We start from the raw sequence: 19,351 nt of genomic DNA on the forward strand, positions 1-19,351 counted from the left end.
ATGTGCCTGGGATGAGCGTCGCCGCGCGGCGGCGGGACGGCATCGGTGCCGACCACGGAAAGCACCGCGGAACAGCACTACGGAGCAGTACGCGAGAATGTGTTCATGACGGCGACGACGGTGGAGATCTCGGCTCGGGAAGCCGAGGTGCTGGCGCTGCTGGGGGAGCACCTCAGCAACGCCGAGATCGGTGCGCGGCTGTTCATCTCGGTGCGCACCGTGGAGAGCCACGTCTCCTCGCTGCTGCGCAAACTGGAGGTGCCGGACCGGCGTGCGCTCGCCCAGCGCGCGTCCGCGGCGGCCCGCGCCGACCGGTCCCAGCCGGCTCCGGTCCTGCCGACGCCGCTGACCTCGTTCGTCGGCCGGTCCCAGGAACGGGCCGAGCTGACCGAGATGCTCAAAGCGCACCGGCAGGTGTCCGCGGTCGGTCCCGGCGGCGTGGGTAAGACCCGGCTCGCGTTGACGGTGGCCGCGGACGCGGCCGGCGAGTACGCCGACGGTGTGTGGTTCGTCGACCTGGTCCCGGTCACCGACCCGGGCGCGGTCGCGGGTGCGGTCGCCTGCGCGCTCGGTCTCGGCGAGCAGCCCGACCGCGGCATGGACGAGTCGGTGTTCGCCGCGCTGGCCGACCGGCACGCCCTGGTGGTGCTGGACAACTGTGAACAGGTCCGGGACGGGGTGGCCCCGTTTCTCGAGCGGCTGCTCGCGACATGCCCTCGGCTGACCGTGCTGACGACCAGCCGGGCCCGGCTGATGGTGCCGTTCGAGCGGGTGTACCAGGTCCCGTCGATGTCGCTGGCCGGCGACGGCGAATCAGACGCCGTCGCGTTGTTCCTCGGCCGCGTGACAGAGCTGCGCTGGCCGGCCGATCCCGTGATGCGCGCGCACATCGCCGCGGTCTGCGAGCGGCTGGACGGCGTGGCGCTGGCCATCGAGCTGGCCGCCGCCCGGTGGCCCACGCTCGGCCTGGACGGCCTCACCGCCGGCCTGTCCGACCAGCTGCGGCTGCTGTCCGGCGGCCCCCGCGCCGACGACCGGCACCGCTCGGTGCGGGCGGCGCTGGACTGGAGCCACGCCCTACTGGAGCCGGACGACCGGGCGCTGCTGCGCCGGGTGTCGGTGTTCGTGGCGCCGTTCACCGTCGATGCGGCGGCGGAGGTCGCCGGAACCGCACCGGGCGTCGTCACCGACGGGCTGGCCAGGCTGGCCGAGCAGAGCCTGCTGGCGGTCGCCGCTTCGCCGAGCAGGACCGCGTACCGGGCACTGGAGACGATCCGCCAGTACGGGAGGGAGCAGCTCACCGAGGCCGGTGAACTGGCCGACACCCGATCGCGGCATCTGCAGTGGTGCCTGGCCAGGGCCGCGGACCTCGCCGTGGTGCGAGCGGACTGGCGCGCCCGGTTCGACGCGGTGGCCGATGACCTCCGCGCCGCCCTGGCGTGGGCGGCCGACCGGCCGGAGCAGCGCGCGCACGCGTACCGCCTCGCCCGGCACCTCGGGGAGCTGACCTTCACCCGTACCTTCGTCGGCGAATCCCAGCTGCGATACGAGCAGGCGGCCGCGCTCGCCGACGACCCCGCCGCCGCCGCGACGATGCTTCGGCAGGCCGCGGCCGTGGCCGGATGCCGCATGTGCGGTGACGACATGTACCGCCTCCACCAGGCGGCCGCCGCCGCGGCCCGCCGCGCGGGGGACACCGCCGGGGCCGCCTGCGACCTGGCGACCGCCGCCACCTACGCGCACCGGTTCTGGAGCAAGTTCGAGCGCCTCCCGTCACGCGAGGAGACGATCGTGCTCGTCGACGAGGCACGGGAGCTGGCCGGTGACGACCCCGCGGCCCAGGCGGCGGTGGCGCTGGCCGAGGCCGGGGTCCTCGCCGACGCGTACGGCGCCGCCCAGGGTCCCGCCGACAACGACGTGCCGGAGACGAACACGCGCGCCGAACGGGCGGTCGAACTCGCCCAACGCACCGGCGACCCGCTGGCCTGCTCCGCCGCGCTCGACGCGCTCACCGGCGCCAGGAGCTGGGCCGGTGACACCTTCGGGGCCGCGGCCACCGCCCGGCGCAGGATCACGCTGCTCGCATCCGCGCCGGACACCCCGGCCCGCACCCACGAACTGATCGACGCGCTCGGCATGGCCACCGAAGCCGGCCTGGGCGCCGGAGACCTCACCGACACCCGCCGGTGGGCCCGGCAGCTCGCCGACCATCCGCTGCTGGCCGAGGTCGGCCACCGCGCCACCAGCTGGCTGCTGGTGGCTGACGCGCTGGCGGGCGACGTCGACGAGGTGCTCTCCGTCAGCGGCCGGTTCCGCGAAGCGTGGCAGCGGGCCGGCAGCCCCGCCCGGTCGGTCCTCGGCCCCGCCGTGGCCGCCGTGGCGATGATCCACGGCCTGCGCGGCGATCACGCCGCCCGGGACGACTGGGACGCCGTCATGCAGCAGCTCGGCACCCCGCCGGAGCACACGTACGGCTACGGGGCGGTCTTCGACGCGATCGGCATGCTCCACACCGGACGGGCCAGGCAGGCGCTCGACCGGCTGGCGCCCGAACCCGCCGACGTGTGGAAATGGGTCACCTGGATCTGGCTCCACTGGTACGTGGCACTGCGCACCGAAGCCGCCGTGCTCGCCGGCAGCCCGGACGCCGCGGACCGCGTCGCCGAAGCCCGGACCGTGGTGGCCGGCAACCCGGTCGCGGGCGCCATCGTGGAGCGGGCGCAGGCCCTGCTCGACGGCGACCGCGAGCGGCTTCTCGCCACGGTGGCCGCGTTCGACGCCGCCGGTTGCCGCTACCAGTCGGCACGGACCCTGGTGCTCGCCGGAGGCGACGATGCCGCCCGCGGCGCGGCCGCGCTCGCCGAACTCGGCCTCGCCCCGATGGCTCCCGGCCCGCGCACGTCACCTCGGTGAGGGAGGCAACCGGGCTCAGCTGCTGGTGACGCGGCCCTCGGGTGTGTCCACCACGAAGCAGGCCGTGTAAAGGATCTCCAGCAGACTGTCCCGAGCCAGGGAGAACCCGTCGGGCGGCAGGTCGAGGCGGACCCGGTAGTCGCGCGGAAATCCCAGCCGCGCCGCGGCCCGCCGGTCCAACTCCAACGTCAGCACCTGCCCGATGAGCGTCCAGGAGCACACCGCACCGGTCGCCACCTCGCCGGCGCTGTTGATCACCTCGTCCGTCTCGCCGCCGGTGCCGCCGTAGTGCAGGCGGATCATCAGGACGTGCAGCCCGCCTGCGGACAGGATGAGCGTGGATTCGTCGTCGGTCTCCCGGACGTCGGCCCGGTCGACGCGAGGCATGCTGTCCACGCCGGCGACCGTAGCAACGAGGTTCACCGGAGTGCGATCGGATTCACTGGACCGTACGACCGGCACTTGCCCGCCCGTCCGGGCTCGGCCGAACTCAGGGCGTGACGAGTCGCCCTCAGGAGGCGAACTCGACGCCGGTGAGCGCGACCTGACGGTATGCGGCGAGCCGCTCGGCCTGCTCGCCGACCGCCGTCCGGGTCGCGGCCGTCATCCGGCCCCACGGCTCGACGGCGACTGTGAACTTCTTGCCCGACTTGCGGGGACGCCAGACGCCGACCAGTTCGCCGCCGGACAGCACCGCACCCGGCCGACCCAGCGTGGGCCACAGCTGCTTGGCTCGTGCCTCGTCGGCGACCAGCGTCGACCGGTCTTTGGCCTGCAGGAACAGGTCGAACGGGCCGAGCAGCCGGGTCGCGTCGGTCCCGGCCGAGGCCAGCGCCTGTTCGTCGGCAGCCAGCAGCGAGCGCTTCTCGCCGTCCACGGTGACCTCGACCACGTCGTCGGGCCAGTGCGCCTGCACGTCCTTGACCGGCGCGTCCAGGTAGGCGGCGACGTGCTTCGGGGTGGCCGGGCCGAGCAGCCGCAGGTACGCCCGTACCACGTCGAACCGCTCGCCCGGTGCGGCGGCCTTGCGGAAGCCGGCGATGCGCTGCAGGACCGGGGGAGAGGTGCCCGGTTGCAGTTCCAGGCCCGCGCGCAGCGCAGCCAGCCGGAACGGCATCTCGTAGAGGTGGGTCGTGTCGCAGGCGCGGCAGAAGCGCAGGTACGGCTCCGGCATGGCCTTCGCCAGGGTCCCCGACACGTCGCCCTTGACCGTCGGCTTGGAAACGATCTCGCGCATCCGGGCCGCCACCTCGTCGAGGGCGGCCAGGTTGGCGATGCCGGCGGCCTTGAGCGGCTTGGACGCGTCGTAGATGCGCTTACCGGCGTCGGCGTCGGAGAACGGCTCGACCGCGGCCGCGATCCGGCCCACGTCGGCCCGGCGGTAGAGGTGCGGCGCGCCGCGGACCGTCCACAGCATGACGGTGTCGTGATCGGACAATGCGGCGGGGTCGACGCCGCGGACGGCCAGCGCCCAGGCGGCGCCGTCGGGGCCGGTGTCCTGCACGCCGAGGTCGAGCACCGCGGTGTCGGCGAGCGTACCCGCCGCCCGGTCGAGTTGCTGGGCCCGGACCCGGAAGTCGAGCACCTGTCGCCGGTTGATCATCCGTCTATGGTAGTCGGCGCGAATCGGCCTGACCTGTCTCGCATGCCGATCACCAGTGAACTGCCGACGGCCGAGGGGCGTCGCCCACTATGGTCGACGCCCCTCACCAGATAGGTGTTACGGCACGAGGCCCAGGATCAGGGCGATGGTGCCGATCGTCGCCATCAGGAGAGCCCCGCCGGGGTGCATGCCGATCGACACCCGGATGTCACGCTTCCGCCAGACCAGCCAGACCGCCGGGAACATGAAGATCACCTTCGACAGGACCGTCCACGGCGCCCAGAAGTGGTACACCGAGAACAGGACCGTGTTGAGCACGGGCGCCCCCCAGCGCAGGTGGGAGATGCGGGGCAGCAGGAATCCGCGGAAGTAGAACTCCTCGATCAGGGGGAGGGCGAATCCGGTCAGCGGAAGGCAGATCAGCATCGTGATGACGACACGCGAGTGTGCATACCCGTCGATGTAGGTAGTCGCGCTGCCGCCTGCGCCTTCGAAGGGGAGCCAGGTGAAGAACGTGTCGAAGACGAGGTTGTCCAGTGGGGTGAGCGCGAGCGACACCACCGTCACCCACACGATGAGCCCGGCGACGATGGCGGTGATCTTCCCGCGCCGGATCGGCTTGTCCAGGTAGTCCACCACTCCGCGCAGCGAGAACCGGCCGTTGCGCAGGCGGCCCAGCCACAACAGGCCGAACTGGATCGGTGCGAGCACGACGACCAGAGCGATCGCCCAGGCCAGGAAGATCGGATAGTCGATCGCTTTGACGAGTGGCTCCGCGAGGAGCAGGTAGGCGGCGACGATCAGCGCGCCGGGCACGAGGTGCAGCGCGATGGACAGCGGAAGGGAGTGGCGGTCGGCGACCAGCAGCTCGACGAAGCGGTTCGGTCGGGCAACCTTGGTTGCGGCCGTGGGAGTCTGCGTTTCCATGCCGCAAAGAATCGGCCGGACTCCCGTCACGGCCCTGTCATGGCCCTGACGCGGTGCGATGAGGATTGACAGCTACCTCACCGAGCTGTGGTCTCCCTCAATAGGCAAATCAGGAACGGTTCCAGCGCAGGGACAGGCCGACGCCGGTGCCCGCCAGCAGCGCCCCCGCCAGGACGAACCAGACGGTCATCTCGACGTCCTCCTTCTGCACCACGATCGTGCTGGGCAGGTCCGTGAGCACGTCCACGAGCTGCTCGGCGTCCTGCGCCCGGAAGTACTCGCCCCCGGTCAGCTCGGCGACCTCGCCGAGGGTCTCCTCGTCGATCAGCTGCGCGCGCCGCCCGCCGCCGCCCCGGCCCTGCCATTCCGGCCGCGCGCCCGAACCCGCGGTCATCTGGTCGGGGCTGCAGATCAGCGGCGCCGGGTCGGTGGTCCCGAAACCGATGGTGTACACCCGCAGGCCGCGGGCTTTGGCCTCCTGCGCCGCGGTGACCGGGTCGACGCCCTGGGTGTTCGCGCCGTCGGTCAGCACCACGATCGTGTCGGCGACGTACTGCCCGGAGCCGGGGGAGCCGGGCGCGCCGAGTTCCACCCCGGTCGGCGGGACCGCAGGGTTGATCTCGGCGATCGCGTCGATGGAGGTCAGGATGGCCTGCCCGATGGCGGTGCCGCGGGAGGTGCGCAGATCGTCGATCGCGGTGAGCAGCGCCTGCTTGTCCTCGGTCGGCTCGACCAGCAGCCCGGAGATGCCGGAGAACGCGACCAGCCCGATGCGGGTGCCGTCCTCCTGCGCCAGCACGAACTCCCGGGCCGCCTCCCGCGCCGCGGCCAGCCGGTTCGGCGGGACGTCGGTGGAGCACATCGACTGCGAGACGTCCATCGCCAGCAGGATCGCCGTGGAGTCCTGCGGCACCGCCAGGGACGCCTGCGGCCGCGCGATGGCGAGCCCGAGCGCGAGCAGGCCCAGCGCGAACAGGGCCGCGGGGATACGCCGCTGCCAGCGGGAACGGCCCGGCAGCGCGGCCCGGATCAGCGCGATGCTGGACACCCGCACGGCCACCTTGCGCCTGCGCCGGTTCAGCCACCAGCGCACCAGCAGCAGCAGCGGGACGACGAGCAGGGCGGCCAGCGCCCACGGCCAGGCCAGTGACATCAGACGATCCTTCCGTACCAGCGGATCATCAGCAGTCCGCCGAGGGTCAGCAGCAGCAGCGCGGAGCCCGCGAACAGCGCGGTGAGCTCGATGTGTTCGGGCTCGGTGGTGATGCGCAGGTCGATGGACCGGTGGATGTCGTCGAGCGCGGCCGCGTCCCGGGCCGGGTGGTATGTCCCGCCGGTGACCGCGGCGAGGTCGGTGAGCAGCTGCTCGTCGAGCGCGGTGGCGACCTGGAAGCCCTCGACCTCGACGGTGGCGCCCTCGGGGGTGCCGATGCCGACGGTCTCGATGCGCACCCCGGCCGCGGCGGCCATCGCGGCGGCCGCCTGCGCCTGCTCGGGACTTTCGGTCTCCTGCCCGTCGGAGAACACGATGATCGTCGCCGAGCCCCAGTAGCCGAGGTCGGGCGGTGCGGCGTCCTCCTCCGTCGGCAGCTCGACCGTTTCGCCGACGATGGCCGACAGCGCCGTCAGGACCGCCTGGCGCAGCGAGGTGCTGCCGCTGGTGCTCAGCCGGGTGATGGCGTTCTTGACCGCGGCCCGGTCGGGCGTCGGAGTCTGCGTGAGCAGGCCGCCCTGGCCGAAGATGACCACGCCGATGTCCACGGTGGACGGCTGCTGCTCGACGAATCTCGCTGCGGCGGCCTGCGCGGCGGCGAGCCGGGAGGGTTCGACGTCGGTGGCGGCCATGCTGTTGGACACGTCGAACACCAGCATCACCGTGCCGGACACCCGGGGCACGGGCAGTTCCGCGTGCGGCCGGGCCAGGCCCGTCAGCAGCATCGGCAGTGCGGCCAGGAACAGGATGTACGGCAGGTGGCGGCGGACCGCGCCCCGGCCGCCCGCCGGGGTGAGGCCCAGTCCGGCGACCCGCAGCGCGGCGGTGCGGCGGCGCTGCAGCCGCAGGTACGCCAGCACGGCGGCGCCGGTGCCCACCAGGGCCAGCGCGATCAGGAACGGATACTGCACGGTCATCGGGATCTCCGCCTCGTCCGGCGCACCATGCCGACCAGCGCGTCGACGAGGTCGGTGTCGGTGGTGACGCGATGGGCCGCCACCCCGGCCCGGTTCATCGTGTCCGTCAGCCCGCTCTCCCGGGCCTGCACCTCGGCCTGCAGCCGGCGGCGCAGCAGCGGGTCGCCGCTGTCCACGAGCAGCTGCTCACCGGTCTCGGCGTCCTCGACGACGATCATGCCCAGGTCGGGCAGTTCGAGCTCGGCGGGGTCGACGATGCGCACGGCGACCACCTCGTGCCGGTGCGACAGCAGCGCCAGCGACCGCTCCCAGCCAGGGTCGCCGATGAAGTCCGACAGCACCAGCACCAGACTGCGCCGCCGTGCCGTGGCGGCGGCCAGCCGCAGCATCGCCGACAGGTCCGTGGTGGTCCCGGCGTCGGTGTGCGGCGTGGGCACGTTGAGCTCATGGGTCAGCCGCAGGACCTGGTCGCGGCCGGTGCGCGGCGCGATGACCCGCTGGTGCCGGTTGTCGAACAGGATCGCACCGACCCGGTTGCCGCGGTACGTCAGCAGCCGGGCCAGGCATACGGCCAGCTCGTTGAGGGTCGTGTCCTTGCCGTGGCGGCCGGTGCCGCGCATCGACGCGGACCGGTCCAGCACCAGCCACGCCGTGAGGTCGCGGTCCTCGGTGTACTGGCGCACGAACGGCTCGTCCATCCGCGCGGTGACGTTCCAGTCGATGTGCCGGACGTCGTCCTCGGGCGTGTAGGCGCGCACGTCGCTGAAGTCGAGCCCGGCGCCGCGCCACACCGTGCGGTGCCCGCCCTGCAGGCGCCCGTCGAGGCGGCGCAGCACCTGCCATTCCAGGCGCCGCAGTAACCGGTCGGAGGCCGCTGTCATGCCTAGTCCCCGCTGCGCTCGTCGGCGGCATGAAAGCCGGGCCGGCTGATTCGCTCGTTCATGGGTCAGCGGCCCTGCATGGCGAGTTCCGGCACGGGCAGCGCGGACATGATGCGGTCCAGCACCGCGTCCGCGCTCACCTCGTCGGCCAGCGCCTCGTACGACATCACCAGCCGGTGCCGCAGCACGTCCAGGGCCAGGTCGGTGAGGTCCTGGGGCAGCGCGTAGTCCCGCCCGCGCAGGAACGCCAGGGCGCGGCCGGCCAGCACCAGGTTGATCGACGCCCGGGGGCTGGCGCCGTAGGTGACGTACCGCGACAGCTGCTGCTGGCCGACGAGCGCCGGGTCGCGGGTCGCGGCGGTGAGCCGGACCGCGTACTCGATCAGCGAAGGGTCGACGTATACCCGGTCGGCCTGCTGCTGCAACTCGATCAGCTGCGCCGGGTCGATGATGCGCTGGATCGCCGCGCCGGGGCTGACCGCCCGCTCGACGATCACGAACTCCTCGGTGGCGCTCGGGTAGCCCACCAGCACCTTCATCATGAACCGGTCGACCTGCGCCTCCGGCAGGGGATAGGTGCCGTCGGACTCGATGGGGTTCTGCGTGGCCAGCACCAGGAACGGCTCCGGGACGCGGTGCGTCTCCCGGCCGATGGTGACCTGGTGCTCCTGCATCACCTCCAGCAGCGCGCTCTGCACCTTCGCCGGCGCCCGGTTGATCTCGTCGGCGAGCAGCAGGTTCGTGAACACCGGCCCGAGCGACACCTGGAACTCGCCGCTGTGCTGGTGGTACGTGCGGGTGCCGGTGATGTCGGCCGGGACCAGGTCGGGGGTGAACTGCACCCGGTGGAACTGCCCGCCGACGGCCTCGGCCAGGGACTTGACGGCCAGCGTCTTGGCCAGGCCCGGCACACCCTCGACGAGGATGTGCCCGCGCGCCAGCAGCGCGACCATCAGCCGCTCCAGCAGCAGATCCTGCCCGACGATGACCTTCTTGACCTCGTAGAGCACCTGCTCCACGGTGCTCTGGCCGGCGGCCGGCGACGGTCCGCCCGCCGGACGGGGCGGCTGCCGGTGACCGTTGCCGGATGCGGGTGTGTTCATGGGTCCGTCCTCATCGGATCGTGTGCCGTTGCACGTGCTGTCGGGGGAGAGGTCACAGAGGTGGCGGTGGGCCGCCGGCCGCCGCGGCGGTCACGATCGGCACGGCGAACCCGACGCCGATGAACGTGCCCGCGTCCGTCGGGTTGGCCAGCGCCACCACGATGCCGACCGTCTCGCCGCGCATGTTCACCAGCGGGCCGCCCGAGCTGCCGGGGTTGACCGCGGCGTCGAACTGGATGAGCCCGCCGAGCTTGCCGACGTCGGCCACGGTGACCGAACGTTCCAGACCGGACACCACGCCGGTGGTGGCCGAGCCGGTCAGGCCGAGCTGGTCGCCGATCGCGACGACCTGCTCGCCGATGCCCGGCGCGCCGCCGAGCACAGCCGGGACCAGCACTTCAGGCAGTTTCTCCGGGGTCAGCGCGGCGATGTCGGTCGCCGGGTCGGCGGCCGCGATCTTCGCCGGGGTGCTGCTGCCGTCGGCGTAGGTGACCTCGATCCTGGCCGCGCCCTGGACCACGTGCAGCGCGGTCAGGATGGTGCCGTCGGCGTTGGCCAGCACACCGGTGCCCGACGCCGTCGACGGCTCGCGGCCCGCGCCGGTCGTCCGGATGGACACCACCGAGGGCAGCAGAACCTGGTAGACCTCGGCGACGGTGAGCGTGCCGTCGTCCGACGGCGACGGCGAGGGCGCCACGACGGCGGGTGCGCCGGATTCGGCCGCGCCCCACCGGAACGCGACCACCGCGGTGACCGCCAGCGCCACCGCGACACCCGCCGCGACCAGCGCACGGCTGCCCACCCACCATCGCCGGCGGGGCGCCGGGACGGGCTCGACGTCGTCCGTCCCGGCCGCGGGCGGCGGGTCCGGGAGGCGGTCGAGTTTTCCGGCGCGACTCAGCATCCTTTGAGACTAGAGCTGAAAGCTGAATGTTCAATCAGAGCTTGGTGGTAGATCCGGCAGTGCGCTCGGGTCGCCTTCCCGATGGACCTCGATCGGTTGCGTCAGCGCCCGCGCTGACGGTCGCCTTCTTCGCCGGCTCCCTCGACGGGCTGGACAACTTTGGCACCGCCCACCCGGCCCCGAGGCGCACCCGGTGCTGGACCGACAGCTGTTCGACTCGATCCCGGCCCCGGTGGCGCAGGCGGCCGCCCGCACGACCCGGCCGACCGTCGACCTCACCCCGTTCCGCCAGGTCGACGGCGGCTGACCGTCCTACTTGTCCGTCAGATCCAGCACGCCGCCACCGGGCAGGTGGCGGCGTGCTTCGGCGCCGTCGTAGGTCGCCAGGTAGGCCCCGCTTCGGCGGGCCAGTATCACCGCGTGACCCATGACGTGACCCATCTGCGCGGCCTCGATCGCTTCGGCCCCGAGCAGCGGCAGCAGCACCACCACCGAATCGGCGCGGGTGAGCAGGTCGATCAGACGCTCGCGCTCGTCCTCGTCGAGCTGCTGGTGCGTGGTCATGAAGTGCGCCGCCGGCACCCCGACCATGCTGGTGGCGGACTCCTCCTCGACCATGGCCAGCAGCTCGGGCACGGCCATGCCGGTCAGCCGCGCGTACGCGGTCAGCGCGGTGACATCGAGAACCACGCGGACCTGCGGCTCCGCCAGGGGCTCGGTCACTGCTCGGCTGCCCGCTGGGCGTCCAGCGCGGCGACGCGCTCACTCATACGCTTCACGCCTTCCGGCGTCACCAGGTAGCCGGCTCGGCGGATCGTCTCATGCAGCTGCTTGCGGCGTTTGGCCATCCGCAGGGCCTCGGCGACCATGGCGGAGGCGTTGTCGGCGGCCTCGACGTCGGCCAGGACGTCGGCGGGGAAGTAGATGCTGATCTTTCGCCCAGGCGCGGTCATGCCCATATGCTACATCGCCGCTAAATTTGTCGCCTAAGATCAACATGTTCGGGTCGCCCAGTCGGACGATGTGGCGTCAGGCTGCCTCGGTGGCGGAGGAGAGGTCGATGCGTACGGTCAGCGGCCGGGTCGCCATCAGCCGACCGATGGCGGCGTCCCACTGGTGAGGCAGCGACCGCGAGCGGGCCGTGACATCGTCGCCGGGCAGCACCACGGCCCGGCCCTCGCGCCAGCGCCCGCCGACCTTCACCCGCACCACCGGGTCGGCCAGCAGGTTGCGCACATAGTCGGCCTGCCGCCCGTGCGCGGCGACCAGCCAGAAGACATCACCGGCCAGCCCGTTGCCGACCGGGGTGTGCCGGGGCAGCCCGGACCGCCGGCCGGTCGTCTCCAGCAGCGCGAACGCGTTCGGCGCCAGCCCTCGGCGCAAAGCCCACCGCGTGATCCGGTTGTTGACCCGTTCCAGCCCGGTGATCACCCGGTACTTGCGCGAGCGTGGCATGTGCACAGTGTGGCTGTCCCGACCGCCCGTGCCAACCGCCGCGGCCCGTCTACTCCGCCCGCAGCCGACGACCGGACACCAGGTGGCGGCGGCGGCGCTCGCTGAGAGCGCCGTCGATGCAGGCCCAGTCGGGCTGGGACACGTGCAGCACCTGCTGCTCGCCGCCGGTGCAGACACCCGTGTGGTAGACGTCGCCCGTCTCGTCGTTCTGGAAGACGGCGAGGTCGCCCGGGACCAGGTCGGGCACGTCCACGTGCTCGCCGATCAGGGCCAGGTCGCTGGCATCGCGCGGGACGGTGTGCCCGTACCGGCGGTAGATGAGATGGGGCAGTCCGGAGCAGTCGAGCATCAGCCCGTGGGTGCCGCCGGCCAGGTACATCAGCCCGAGGAACTGCCGTCCCGCGGCGACCAGCTGCGCGGCGGTCGGCAGCGGGCCGCGGACGCGGTGGACGTCCAGGTGCTTGTCCGCCAGCCAGCCGGTGCGCCCACCGGGCAGCGTGACCTCGGTGAACGCGTCCTGCCGCCGGCGCGCGGGCAGCACCGTGCCGTAGCTGACGTCGTCGGCGAGGACCCGGCCGTCGGGGCCGTCCCTGAGCTCGGTGACCTGCTCGGTGACCACCACCTGCTCGCCGGTGGGCTCGGCGGGCGCGGCGAGCTGGGCCAGCGGCAGCCAACCCGGGTAGCCACGGGGATCCTTGCGCGAGGGCTGCGCCGGGGCGTTGACGCGGGCCCAGCCGTCTCTGACTTCCCGGACCAGCACGGTCTCGCCCAGCAGCAGCTGGCTGTCGACCCGGCCCCACAGGTCGCGGCGCTCGTCGGGACCCTGCGCGGCGGCCCAGGCGCGCAGCTGCGCGGGAGTGGTCAGGGCCGGTGCGTCCAGCGGCCGCACGGCGTCGGGGGAGGTCCACAGTCCGGCGGCGGAGACCGCCACGGCCATGGTCTGCGACGGCTCGTTCATACGCTCCCCAATGTAGGAAATGCATCGTCCACCGGGCAGCGTACAAAAGTTTCCTTCATCGGGTCACGGCTGCCCATGCCGTGGGAGACGGCCGACCGGCCACCGGCCACAATATTGGACCGGTCGGTCCAGGCGCTCTAGGATGGGCAGGTGACCGCCACCGCAGGACTCACCGCGAAGGGCGCCGCCACCCGGGCCCGGATCGTCGCCACCGCGGCGGACCTGGTGCTGGCCCGCGGGGTCGGCGGCACCAGCCTGGACGACGTCCGCGCCGGCACGCTGACCAGCAAGAGCCAGCTGTTCCACTACTTTCCCGGTGGCAAGAGCGAACTGGTGCTGGCGATCGCGGAACTGCAGATGCAGCGGGTGCTGCAGGCGCAGCAGCCGTATCTGGAGACCCTCGACACCTGGGCGGCGTGGGACGGCTGGCGCGACGCGCTGGTCGCGTACTACGGCTCGCAGGCGCATTGGGGCTGCCCGATCGGCACCCTGGTCAGCGAGCTCGTCGGCACCGACCCGGCCGCCGCCGCCGAGGTGGTCGGGCACCTGAACCGGTGGCGCGGGCACCTGCGTGACGGGCTGTCGCGCATGCGCGATGGCGGCCTGCTGCGCCCGGATGCCGACCCCGAGCGGCTGGCCCTGGCCGCCTTCGCCTCGGTGCAGGGGGGCCTGCTGCTGGCTCAGGCACTGCAGTCGATCGAGCCCCTGTCGGCCGCGTTGGACGCGGCGCTGGCGGCACTGCACGCCGCCGCGCCGGTCGGCCACCCGGGCGTCGCGCCCCACCGGACCATCTCCGGCTGATGCCCGCGCGGCCGTCCGCCGTGACGGAGGATTCCCGCAGGCAGCCCGTGGGAACCATCTCCGAAGGTTCGTCAGGCGAACGTCCGCTCGTGTTCCTTGCGGAAGTCCTGGATGCGGTCGATGCGGCCCTCGGCGGCCAGCGTGACCCAGTCCGGATTGCCGAGCAGGACGCGGCCGAGCGCGACCAGGTCGAACTCACCGGCGGTGACGCGCTCCACCAGGCCGGTGACGGAGTCCGGCCGGCCGGGTTCGAGGAAGTCGCGGGTCAGGCCCACCCCACCCACCGTGATGGCAGGCAGCCCGGTGATGTGTTTGGCCCAGCCTGCGACGTTGAGCGGCGAGCCGGCGAAGAGCGGCTGCCAGAACCTGCGCTGGGAGGCGTGCAGGACGGTGGCGCCCGCCGCCGCGAACGCTTCGAGGATCACCGCCAGCTCGGCTGGGGAGTCGGCGATGCGGGCGTCGAAGTCGCGCTCCTTGAACTGCGAGAACCGCACGATCACGGGCAGGTCCGCGGGCACGGCCGAGCGCACGGCACGGATGACCTCGGCCGGGAACCGGGCCCGGCCGGCCGCCGACCCGCCGTAGCGGTCGGTGCGGCGGTTCGTCCGCGGCCACAGGAACTCGTCGAGCAGGTAACCGTGCGCGGCGTGGATCTCGATCGCGTCGAATCCGGCGCGCACCGCGACTCGGGCCGCCTCGGCGTACGCCGCAAGTGTCGTGTCGACGTCGGCCGCCGTCATCGCGTGGCTGAGCGGCCGCCCCGGCTCCGGCACCGCCGACGGCGACCAGGCCGCCAGGCCGTCCACCGGCTCGCGCAGGCTCCCGAGATGCCACAGCTGGGCCGCGATCCGGCCACCGGCGGCGTGGACCTCGTCCACGACGTGCCGCCAGCCGACCTCGGCCGGACCCGCCGTCATCCGGGGCACGGCGTCCTCGTGCCCGGCGCTGGGGTGCCCGACCAGCACTCCCTCCGTGATGATCAAGCCGACGCCGTGCTCGGCGCGACGGCGGTAGTACGCCGCGACCGCGGGCGTCGGGACCCCGCCGGGTGACTTGGCGCGGGTCATCGGGGCCATGACGAAGCGCGTGGCCAGCGGCAGACCGGCCATGGTCACGGGTTCGAGCAGCGGGGTGAGCAGTGTCGTGGAGGTGGCGGCGGGTGCAATGAGGTCGGTCATGCGGCTAAGGTAGAACTTGACACTGACGTCAGGGTCAAGTCTTGTGAGGCAGGTCTCGATGCGTATCGGCGAACTGGCGCAGGCGACCGGGAGGAGCCCGCGATCGCTGCGCTACTACGAGGAACAGGGACTGCTCGGCAGCGGCCGCAGCACCGGCGGTCAGCGGCACTACCCGCCCACGGCCGTCGAACGGGTCGCGCTGATCCGCTCACTGCTGGCCGCCGGACTGTCCAGCAGCACCATCTACGACGTGCTGCCCTGCATCACCGAGCAGGCGATCCGCACGCCCGCGCTGGCCGCCCGGCTGCGCGACGAGCTGACCCGGGTGGACGAGCAGATCCGCGGCATGCAGCAGACCCGCGAGGTCCTCGCTGACCTGGTGGACCACTACTCCGCCACCGAACAGGTTTCCTGACACGTGGCCTCAGGCCCCGGTGGAGCCGTCGATCCGCTCGCGGATGAGGTCGGCGTGGCCGGTGTGCTGGGCGTACTCCTCCAGGAGGTGGATGTAGACCCACCGGAGATTGACCTCGGCGGTCGTGGCCTCGGGATCGTCGACGGGCTCGTCCAGGTCGCGCCCTGCCACGGCGGCGTCGCACGCGGCGGTCTCGGCGAGGAAGCGGGCGTGGTCGGCCGCGGCGTCGGCGTCGGCCACCAGGTCGAAGTCACCGTCGGGGTGCTCGTCGGTGCTGTACAGGCCGGGCACGATCTCGTGCAGGTACATGGTCCGGAACCAGAACCGCTCGACCTCGGTCATGTGCCGCAGCAGGCCCAACAACGTCAGGTTCGACGGTTCGACGGACGCCGTCTTGAGCTGCTCCGCGGTGAGCCCGGAGCACTTGCGCAGCAGGAAGACCCGGCGCTGTCGCAGACACTTCTCCAGCATCTCGCGCTCGCCGCAGGCCATGTCGATCCGTGGTCCCCGCGCGACGTCGGGTGCGATCCATGCCATGGCGACATCATCGCGAGCGAGGCAAACGATTTCCGGCCACGCAGCGCGGCCCCACGCGACGGGCAAGCCGTGTGCAAGCGACGCCGACGCGGCGACACCGGTCAGGCCGACGCGGCGGCCAGCGGCTTGCGGTAGCGGGGCATCCGGCGCACGATCCGGTAGCCGGACCGTTCGTAGAGGTCCACGGTCCGGTGCGGGTTTTCGGCGACGGTGCGGATGGTCGCGACGGCGACGCCGTGCTTGCGCATGGCCGCCAGGCTGTGGGTGAGCAGCGCCGAGGCGAGACCCTTGCGCCGGTATGCGGGCCGCACCGCGACCCAGGGCGAGTCCGCGACGCCGTCGCCCTCCCGTTCGCTGGTCACCAGCCCGGCGATCTCGTCGCCGTCCCAGGCCACTGCCCAGAGTTCGGTGTCGCGCACCGCCGCGAGGTGGGTGTCGTAGTCCACCGGGACGAATCCGTGCCTGCTGTCGGTGAAGCACTCCGTGATCGCGGCGTGGATCTGCGGCTGGTGCTCGGCGAGCACGGGCCGGGTCCGCAGGCCGGGTGGCAGCGCGGAGGGCGCGGCGGCATCGGCGACGGGGCGGCTCAGGTCGACGAGGGTGAACGCGACCCGGTAGCCGTGGTCCAGCAGCAGCTGCCGCGCTCCTGGCTGGCTGTCGTCGGCGTTGCCGCCGAGCACCTGATGCGGCGCGCCCGAGCCGATTGAGGCGGCGTACGCCTCCTGGCGGCGCAGCATCGCCGTGCCGTGCCCGCGGCCGCGGTGTGCGGGGTGGACACAGCCCGTGACCAGGAACATCTCCGTGCCGTCGTCCTCGGTCCAGCGGTCGAGGCGGCCGAACCCGACGACCTCGCCGGCGTCCTCCGCGACCACGCAGGCGTCGTCGGGCACGTCGTCGCCGGGGCCAGGCAGCCAGACGTCACCATCGACCGCTTGCGCGGCCTGCCGTACGCGCGTGATCTGCTCGTCGTCGTCCGGTCCGGTGTACGCCCGCAGTCCCATGCCCGACGACGCTACCGGCGGCCCTGCGGACCGTCACGCGAGTTTGCGCGGCACGCCGCCACGACCGGCGTCGCGGCGCAGGTCCGTAGCGGACGGGCGGCTAAGGGATCACCCGCACCGCGCGGCCGGACACGTCGGGGTCCGAGGCAGGGTGATCACCGGAGGCCTGGCAGCTCTGTCCGGCATAGCGTCGCTGCATGATCGACAGAAGGATGCTCGCGGGGACGGGCCTCGCCGGCAGCGTACTGACTGCGCTGCTCGCCGCGATCGGCCAGGTGGACCCGGACCCGCAGCTCAGCCATGTCTCGCTGACCGTCAGCGACTTCGCCGTGCACGACCGCGGCGGGGCCACCGACGCCGCGATGGTCGTCTTCGGACTGTCGGCCTGGTGCCTGCTGCCCGCAGTACGCGCGACCGCACCCCGGATCCTGCTGGCCCTGTTCGGGGCGGCCATGACGGTGGCGGCGCTGGCACCCACCGACCTCGGCCCGCTGACCACGACCGGCTACCTGCACCGGTACGCCTCGATGCTGGCGTTCGCCGCGTTGCCGCTGGCCGCGGTGACGCTGCGGCCGGTGAGCCGCGCGGTGCGCTGGACCGCCGCCGCCGCGGCCGGATCCGCGGTCCTGATGCTCGCCAGCGCCACGCTCGCGGACCGTTTCCTGATCGGGGCCGCCGAGCGGTATCTGCTGCTCGCCGAGGTGCTGCTGCTGGGCCTGCTCGCCGTGCGCGTGCGGCGCGATTGCCCGGCACGGCCCGCTCGGTCTACGGTGAGTCACGCCTGACCACGGGGAAGGAAGTGGCGTGACCGTCCACATCGCAGGGCACGATCCGGATGCACCGCCGGTCTACTGCAGACGGTGGAACTTCCGCCACCACGAGCCGGTCGAGCCGCTGTCCGCGGACGAGGCCCAGGCCCGGGACCTGGCCGGCGAGCCGTACGCCGTGATCCCGGCGGCCCCGCCGAGCGGCGTGCCGGACGTGGTCATCGAGATCGCCTGGGACAACGGCCACGCGGGTGTCTGGTTCTTCGACGCCTACGGCCGCCAGTGCCTGCACTACTCCTTCCGGCGCAGCGGCGAGCAGCTCTTCCTCGGCGGCATGACGCAGTGGGACTACCCGGACGCCGGGGCTGCGACCCTGTCCGGGGCGACGTGCGTCACCTGGTTCGAGTTCCGCGAGGACGGCGGCGCCCGCCGTGTGATCAGCGACGACACCTCCCAGCAGCGCACCGTCGAGGACCGTACGGGCGTGGACGTCAGCACGCAGTGGGAGCCGGTGCCGGATTTCGGCAAGTGGGACTCGCTGGCCCGGTGGAGCCGCAGCTAAGGCACAGGCCCGGTCACCTAGAGTTGGGAGAGCGCGATCCCGGCTGGTGAGGCATTGTCATACCGGGTTCCGCTGAGAGCGCTCTCGCGTCTATGGTGCCGACGGGGCGCGACGGGGCGCCCGTGCCGAGATTGCGAGTGCCCATGACCTACCGGAAGCTGACCATCGAGGACATCGCCCGCAAGGCCGGGGTGTCGCGGGCCACCGCCTCGCGGGTGCTCAACAACGCGCCGGGCGTCTCCGCCGATCTGCGCACCCGGGTCGACCGGGTCGTCGCCGACCTCGGCTACCGGCCGAACGCGGCCGCGCGGGCACTCGCGTCGGGCCGCCGTGACGCACTCGACCTGGTCGTCATCGCGTGCCATGGCGACATCAGCCTGTTCGGGGCGCAGCCCTACTACAGCCGGGTCATCGCGGGCGTGCTGGCGGCGCTGGCCGGCACCGACACGCAGCTGCGGGTCAACGTCGCCGAATCGGCCGACGCGCCGGACATGCTCGACCGCGTCGCGCAGTCGGTGACGGCCGGCGCGGTGCTGGTCAACGTGTCGCCCGCGCTGGCGGCCCGCTTCCACGCCCGGTGCCGACGGGCGGTGTCGCTGGGCGCGACCGCGCCGCATGTGCCGGCCGTCGAACCCGAGAACAGCCGCGCGGCGTACGACGCGATCAGCCTCCTGCACCGCATCGGCTGCCGCCGGATCGCCGCGATCCACGGGCCCGACTGCAACACCTGCGCGGCCGGCCGCCGCGCCGGGCACCTCGAAGCGGTCCGCGAGCTGGGCCTGGCCGACATCGCCGTCGACGGCGGGTTCCGGCGCGAAGGCGGCTACGCGGCCGCCACACGGCTGCTGGCCGCGCACCCCGACCTCGACGGGATCTTCGCGGCCTGCGACATGATGGCCGCCGGAGCGGTCCAAGCCATCACGGATGCGGGCCGGCGCGTCCCCGACGACATCGCCGTCGTCGGCTTCGACGACAGCGCCGTGGCCGCCTGCGTGAGCCCGCCGCTGACGACGATGCGCCTGCCCATCGAGGAGATGGCCGCTGCCGCGACCAGGGCGCTGCTGGAGGGCGCCGCGGCGCCCCATTGGCGGCGCTTCTTCCCCGTCGACATGGTCGTGCGCAACAGCACGGGGCCCGGCGCCGCACTGCTGCTCCCGCCCGTCCGCTCGCCGCACCCGGTGTCCGCGCTCGCCGGCCGCCCGTAGCCCCCCGCGGC

The 19,351-nt window shown here is 72.8% G+C and carries 21 protein-coding genes; 6 read left to right on the top strand and 15 right to left on the bottom strand.

What is annotated here, in order from left to right; all coding sequences use genetic code 11:
* The first annotated feature begins 105 nt into the window (after positions 1-105).
* The gene (locus FLL47_RS33835; protein ID WP_144126726.1) at positions 106-2,913 is read left to right on the top strand and encodes an ATP-binding protein; all 2,808 of its coding nucleotides are present in this window, start codon (positions 106-108) and stop codon (positions 2,911-2,913) included.
* Positions 2,914-2,928: 15 nt separating this feature from the next.
* On the opposite strand, the gene FLL47_RS33840 is transcribed toward FLL47_RS33835, so the two are convergent.
* The 12 genes from FLL47_RS33840 to FLL47_RS33895 all read right to left on the bottom strand — a co-directional run bounded on the left by FLL47_RS33840 (position 2,929) and on the right by FLL47_RS33895 (position 12,874).
* Positions 2,929-3,300, bottom strand: coding sequence for a hypothetical protein (locus FLL47_RS33840; protein WP_246159042.1), 372 nt, complete (start codon positions 3,298-3,300; stop codon positions 2,929-2,931).
* A gap of 124 nt (positions 3,301-3,424) precedes the next feature.
* Positions 3,425-4,516 carry a winged helix DNA-binding domain-containing protein gene (locus FLL47_RS33845; RefSeq protein ID WP_144126728.1) on the bottom strand — a complete coding sequence of 364 codons (1,092 nt, stop codon included), beginning with the start codon at positions 4,514-4,516 and terminating at the stop codon, positions 3,425-3,427.
* A 117-nt stretch (positions 4,517-4,633) separates the two neighbouring features.
* A complete protein-coding gene (locus tag FLL47_RS33850) occupies positions 4,634-5,443 on the bottom strand; it encodes a CPBP family intramembrane glutamic endopeptidase (RefSeq protein WP_144126729.1) in 810 nt (269 codons plus the stop codon).
* Between the two features lie 109 nt (positions 5,444-5,552).
* Entirely contained in the window at positions 5,553-6,596 is a 1,044-nt protein-coding gene (locus FLL47_RS33855; protein WP_144126730.1) for a VWA domain-containing protein, read from the bottom strand.
* Positions 6,596-7,573, bottom strand: coding sequence for a VWA domain-containing protein (locus FLL47_RS33860; RefSeq protein WP_144126731.1), 978 nt, complete (start codon positions 7,571-7,573; stop codon positions 6,596-6,598). Before FLL47_RS33860 ends, FLL47_RS33855 begins: the two co-directional genes overlap by 1 nt.
* Positions 7,570-8,454, bottom strand: a complete 885-nt coding sequence (locus tag FLL47_RS33865) for a DUF58 domain-containing protein (RefSeq protein ID WP_144126732.1) — start codon at positions 8,452-8,454, stop codon at positions 7,570-7,572. Before FLL47_RS33865 ends, FLL47_RS33860 begins: the two co-directional genes overlap by 4 nt.
* A gap of 65 nt (positions 8,455-8,519) precedes the next feature.
* The gene (locus FLL47_RS33870; protein ID WP_144126733.1) at positions 8,520-9,557 is read right to left on the bottom strand and encodes an AAA family ATPase; all 1,038 of its coding nucleotides are present in this window, start codon (positions 9,555-9,557) and stop codon (positions 8,520-8,522) included.
* A gap of 52 nt (positions 9,558-9,609) precedes the next feature.
* Positions 9,610-10,461 (bottom strand): S1C family serine protease, encoded by an 852-nt coding sequence (locus tag FLL47_RS33875; RefSeq protein ID WP_144126734.1) that lies wholly within the window; start codon positions 10,459-10,461, stop codon positions 9,610-9,612.
* Positions 10,462-10,773: 312 nt separating this feature from the next.
* Positions 10,774-11,184 (bottom strand): hypothetical protein, encoded by a 411-nt coding sequence (locus FLL47_RS33880; protein WP_144126735.1) that lies wholly within the window; start codon positions 11,182-11,184, stop codon positions 10,774-10,776.
* A complete protein-coding gene (locus FLL47_RS33885) occupies positions 11,181-11,414 on the bottom strand; it encodes a hypothetical protein (RefSeq protein ID WP_144126736.1) in 234 nt (77 codons plus the stop codon). Before FLL47_RS33885 ends, FLL47_RS33880 begins: the two co-directional genes overlap by 4 nt.
* Before the next feature lie 76 nt (positions 11,415-11,490).
* Positions 11,491-11,916: a nitroreductase/quinone reductase family protein gene (locus tag FLL47_RS33890; RefSeq protein ID WP_144126737.1), complete on the bottom strand. Its 426-nt coding sequence runs from the start codon at positions 11,914-11,916 to the stop codon at positions 11,491-11,493.
* 49 nt (positions 11,917-11,965) lie between these two features.
* Positions 11,966-12,874: a C40 family peptidase gene (locus tag FLL47_RS33895; protein ID WP_144126738.1), complete on the bottom strand. Its 909-nt coding sequence runs from the start codon at positions 12,872-12,874 to the stop codon at positions 11,966-11,968.
* Between the two features lie 150 nt (positions 12,875-13,024).
* Here FLL47_RS33895 and FLL47_RS33900 point away from each other — a divergent pair, with 150 nt between their 5' ends.
* Positions 13,025-13,675 carry a TetR/AcrR family transcriptional regulator gene (locus FLL47_RS33900; RefSeq protein ID WP_144126739.1) on the top strand — a complete coding sequence of 217 codons (651 nt, stop codon included), beginning with the start codon at positions 13,025-13,027 and terminating at the stop codon, positions 13,673-13,675.
* 71 nt (positions 13,676-13,746) lie between these two features.
* Here the strand turns inward: FLL47_RS33900 and FLL47_RS33905 are convergent, their stop codons facing one another.
* Positions 13,747-14,853, bottom strand: coding sequence for an oxidoreductase (locus tag FLL47_RS33905; protein WP_144126740.1), 1,107 nt, complete (start codon positions 14,851-14,853; stop codon positions 13,747-13,749).
* Positions 14,854-14,911: 58 nt separating this feature from the next.
* On the opposite strand from FLL47_RS33905, the gene FLL47_RS33910 reads away from it, so the two are divergent.
* Positions 14,912-15,268: a MerR family transcriptional regulator gene (locus FLL47_RS33910; RefSeq protein WP_144126741.1), complete on the top strand. Its 357-nt coding sequence runs from the start codon at positions 14,912-14,914 to the stop codon at positions 15,266-15,268.
* A gap of 9 nt (positions 15,269-15,277) precedes the next feature.
* On the opposite strand, the gene FLL47_RS33915 is transcribed toward FLL47_RS33910, so the two are convergent.
* Both FLL47_RS33915 and FLL47_RS33920 read right to left on the bottom strand, forming a co-directional pair.
* The gene (locus FLL47_RS33915; protein ID WP_144126742.1) at positions 15,278-15,805 is read right to left on the bottom strand and encodes a DinB family protein; all 528 of its coding nucleotides are present in this window, start codon (positions 15,803-15,805) and stop codon (positions 15,278-15,280) included.
* A gap of 101 nt (positions 15,806-15,906) precedes the next feature.
* Positions 15,907-16,806, bottom strand: a complete 900-nt coding sequence (locus tag FLL47_RS33920; protein WP_144126743.1) for a GNAT family N-acetyltransferase — start codon at positions 16,804-16,806, stop codon at positions 15,907-15,909.
* 197 nt (positions 16,807-17,003) lie between these two features.
* Between FLL47_RS33920 and FLL47_RS33925 the strand changes: the two genes are divergently transcribed.
* The 3 genes from FLL47_RS33925 (at position 17,004) to FLL47_RS33935 (ending at position 19,340) form a co-directional block, all read left to right on the top strand.
* Complete coding sequence (locus FLL47_RS33925) at positions 17,004-17,591, top strand: DUF998 domain-containing protein (protein ID WP_144126744.1); 588 nt, start codon at positions 17,004-17,006, stop codon at positions 17,589-17,591.
* Between the two features lie 19 nt (positions 17,592-17,610).
* Positions 17,611-18,135, top strand: coding sequence for a hypothetical protein (locus FLL47_RS33930; RefSeq protein ID WP_144126745.1), 525 nt, complete (start codon positions 17,611-17,613; stop codon positions 18,133-18,135).
* Between the two features lie 143 nt (positions 18,136-18,278).
* Positions 18,279-19,340, top strand: coding sequence for a LacI family DNA-binding transcriptional regulator (locus FLL47_RS33935; protein WP_144126746.1), 1,062 nt, complete (start codon positions 18,279-18,281; stop codon positions 19,338-19,340).
* Positions 19,341-19,351 lie beyond the last annotated feature (11 nt).

Source organism: Catellatospora sichuanensis, assembly GCF_007483665.1.
Lineage (GTDB): Bacteria > Actinomycetota > Actinomycetes > Mycobacteriales > Micromonosporaceae > Catellatospora > Catellatospora sichuanensis.

What these genes read in the sequence shown, in the direction of transcription:
- FLL47_RS33835 (WP_144126726.1), top strand. Translation starts at nt 106, where the DNA reads ATGACGGCGACGACGGTGGAGATCTCGGCTCGGGAAGCCGAGGTGCTG.
- FLL47_RS33840 (WP_246159042.1), bottom strand. Translation starts at nt 3,300, where the DNA reads ATGCCTCGCGTCGACCGGGCCGACGTCCGGGAGACCGACGACGAATCC.
- FLL47_RS33845 (WP_144126728.1), bottom strand. Translation starts at nt 4,516, where the DNA reads ATGATCAACCGGCGACAGGTGCTCGACTTCCGGGTCCGGGCCCAGCAA.
- FLL47_RS33850 (WP_144126729.1), bottom strand. Translation starts at nt 5,443, where the DNA reads ATGGAAACGCAGACTCCCACGGCCGCAACCAAGGTTGCCCGACCGAAC.
- FLL47_RS33855 (WP_144126730.1), bottom strand. Translation starts at nt 6,596, where the DNA reads ATGTCACTGGCCTGGCCGTGGGCGCTGGCCGCCCTGCTCGTCGTCCCG.
- FLL47_RS33860 (WP_144126731.1), bottom strand. Translation starts at nt 7,573, where the DNA reads ATGACCGTGCAGTATCCGTTCCTGATCGCGCTGGCCCTGGTGGGCACC.
- FLL47_RS33865 (WP_144126732.1), bottom strand. Translation starts at nt 8,454, where the DNA reads ATGACAGCGGCCTCCGACCGGTTACTGCGGCGCCTGGAATGGCAGGTG.
- FLL47_RS33870 (WP_144126733.1), bottom strand. Translation starts at nt 9,557, where the DNA reads ATGAACACACCCGCATCCGGCAACGGTCACCGGCAGCCGCCCCGTCCG.
- FLL47_RS33875 (WP_144126734.1), bottom strand. Translation starts at nt 10,461, where the DNA reads ATGCTGAGTCGCGCCGGAAAACTCGACCGCCTCCCGGACCCGCCGCCC.
- FLL47_RS33885 (WP_144126736.1), bottom strand. Translation starts at nt 11,414, where the DNA reads ATGACCGCGCCTGGGCGAAAGATCAGCATCTACTTCCCCGCCGACGTC.
- FLL47_RS33890 (WP_144126737.1), bottom strand. Translation starts at nt 11,916, where the DNA reads ATGCCACGCTCGCGCAAGTACCGGGTGATCACCGGGCTGGAACGGGTC.
- FLL47_RS33895 (WP_144126738.1), bottom strand. Translation starts at nt 12,874, where the DNA reads ATGAACGAGCCGTCGCAGACCATGGCCGTGGCGGTCTCCGCCGCCGGA.
- FLL47_RS33905 (WP_144126740.1), bottom strand. Translation starts at nt 14,853, where the DNA reads ATGACCGACCTCATTGCACCCGCCGCCACCTCCACGACACTGCTCACC.
- FLL47_RS33910 (WP_144126741.1), top strand. Translation starts at nt 14,912, where the DNA reads ATGCGTATCGGCGAACTGGCGCAGGCGACCGGGAGGAGCCCGCGATCG.
- FLL47_RS33915 (WP_144126742.1), bottom strand. Translation starts at nt 15,805, where the DNA reads ATGGCATGGATCGCACCCGACGTCGCGCGGGGACCACGGATCGACATG.
- FLL47_RS33920 (WP_144126743.1), bottom strand. Translation starts at nt 16,806, where the DNA reads ATGGGACTGCGGGCGTACACCGGACCGGACGACGACGAGCAGATCACG.
- FLL47_RS33925 (WP_144126744.1), top strand. Translation starts at nt 17,004, where the DNA reads ATGATCGACAGAAGGATGCTCGCGGGGACGGGCCTCGCCGGCAGCGTA.
- FLL47_RS33935 (WP_144126746.1), top strand. Translation starts at nt 18,279, where the DNA reads ATGACCTACCGGAAGCTGACCATCGAGGACATCGCCCGCAAGGCCGGG.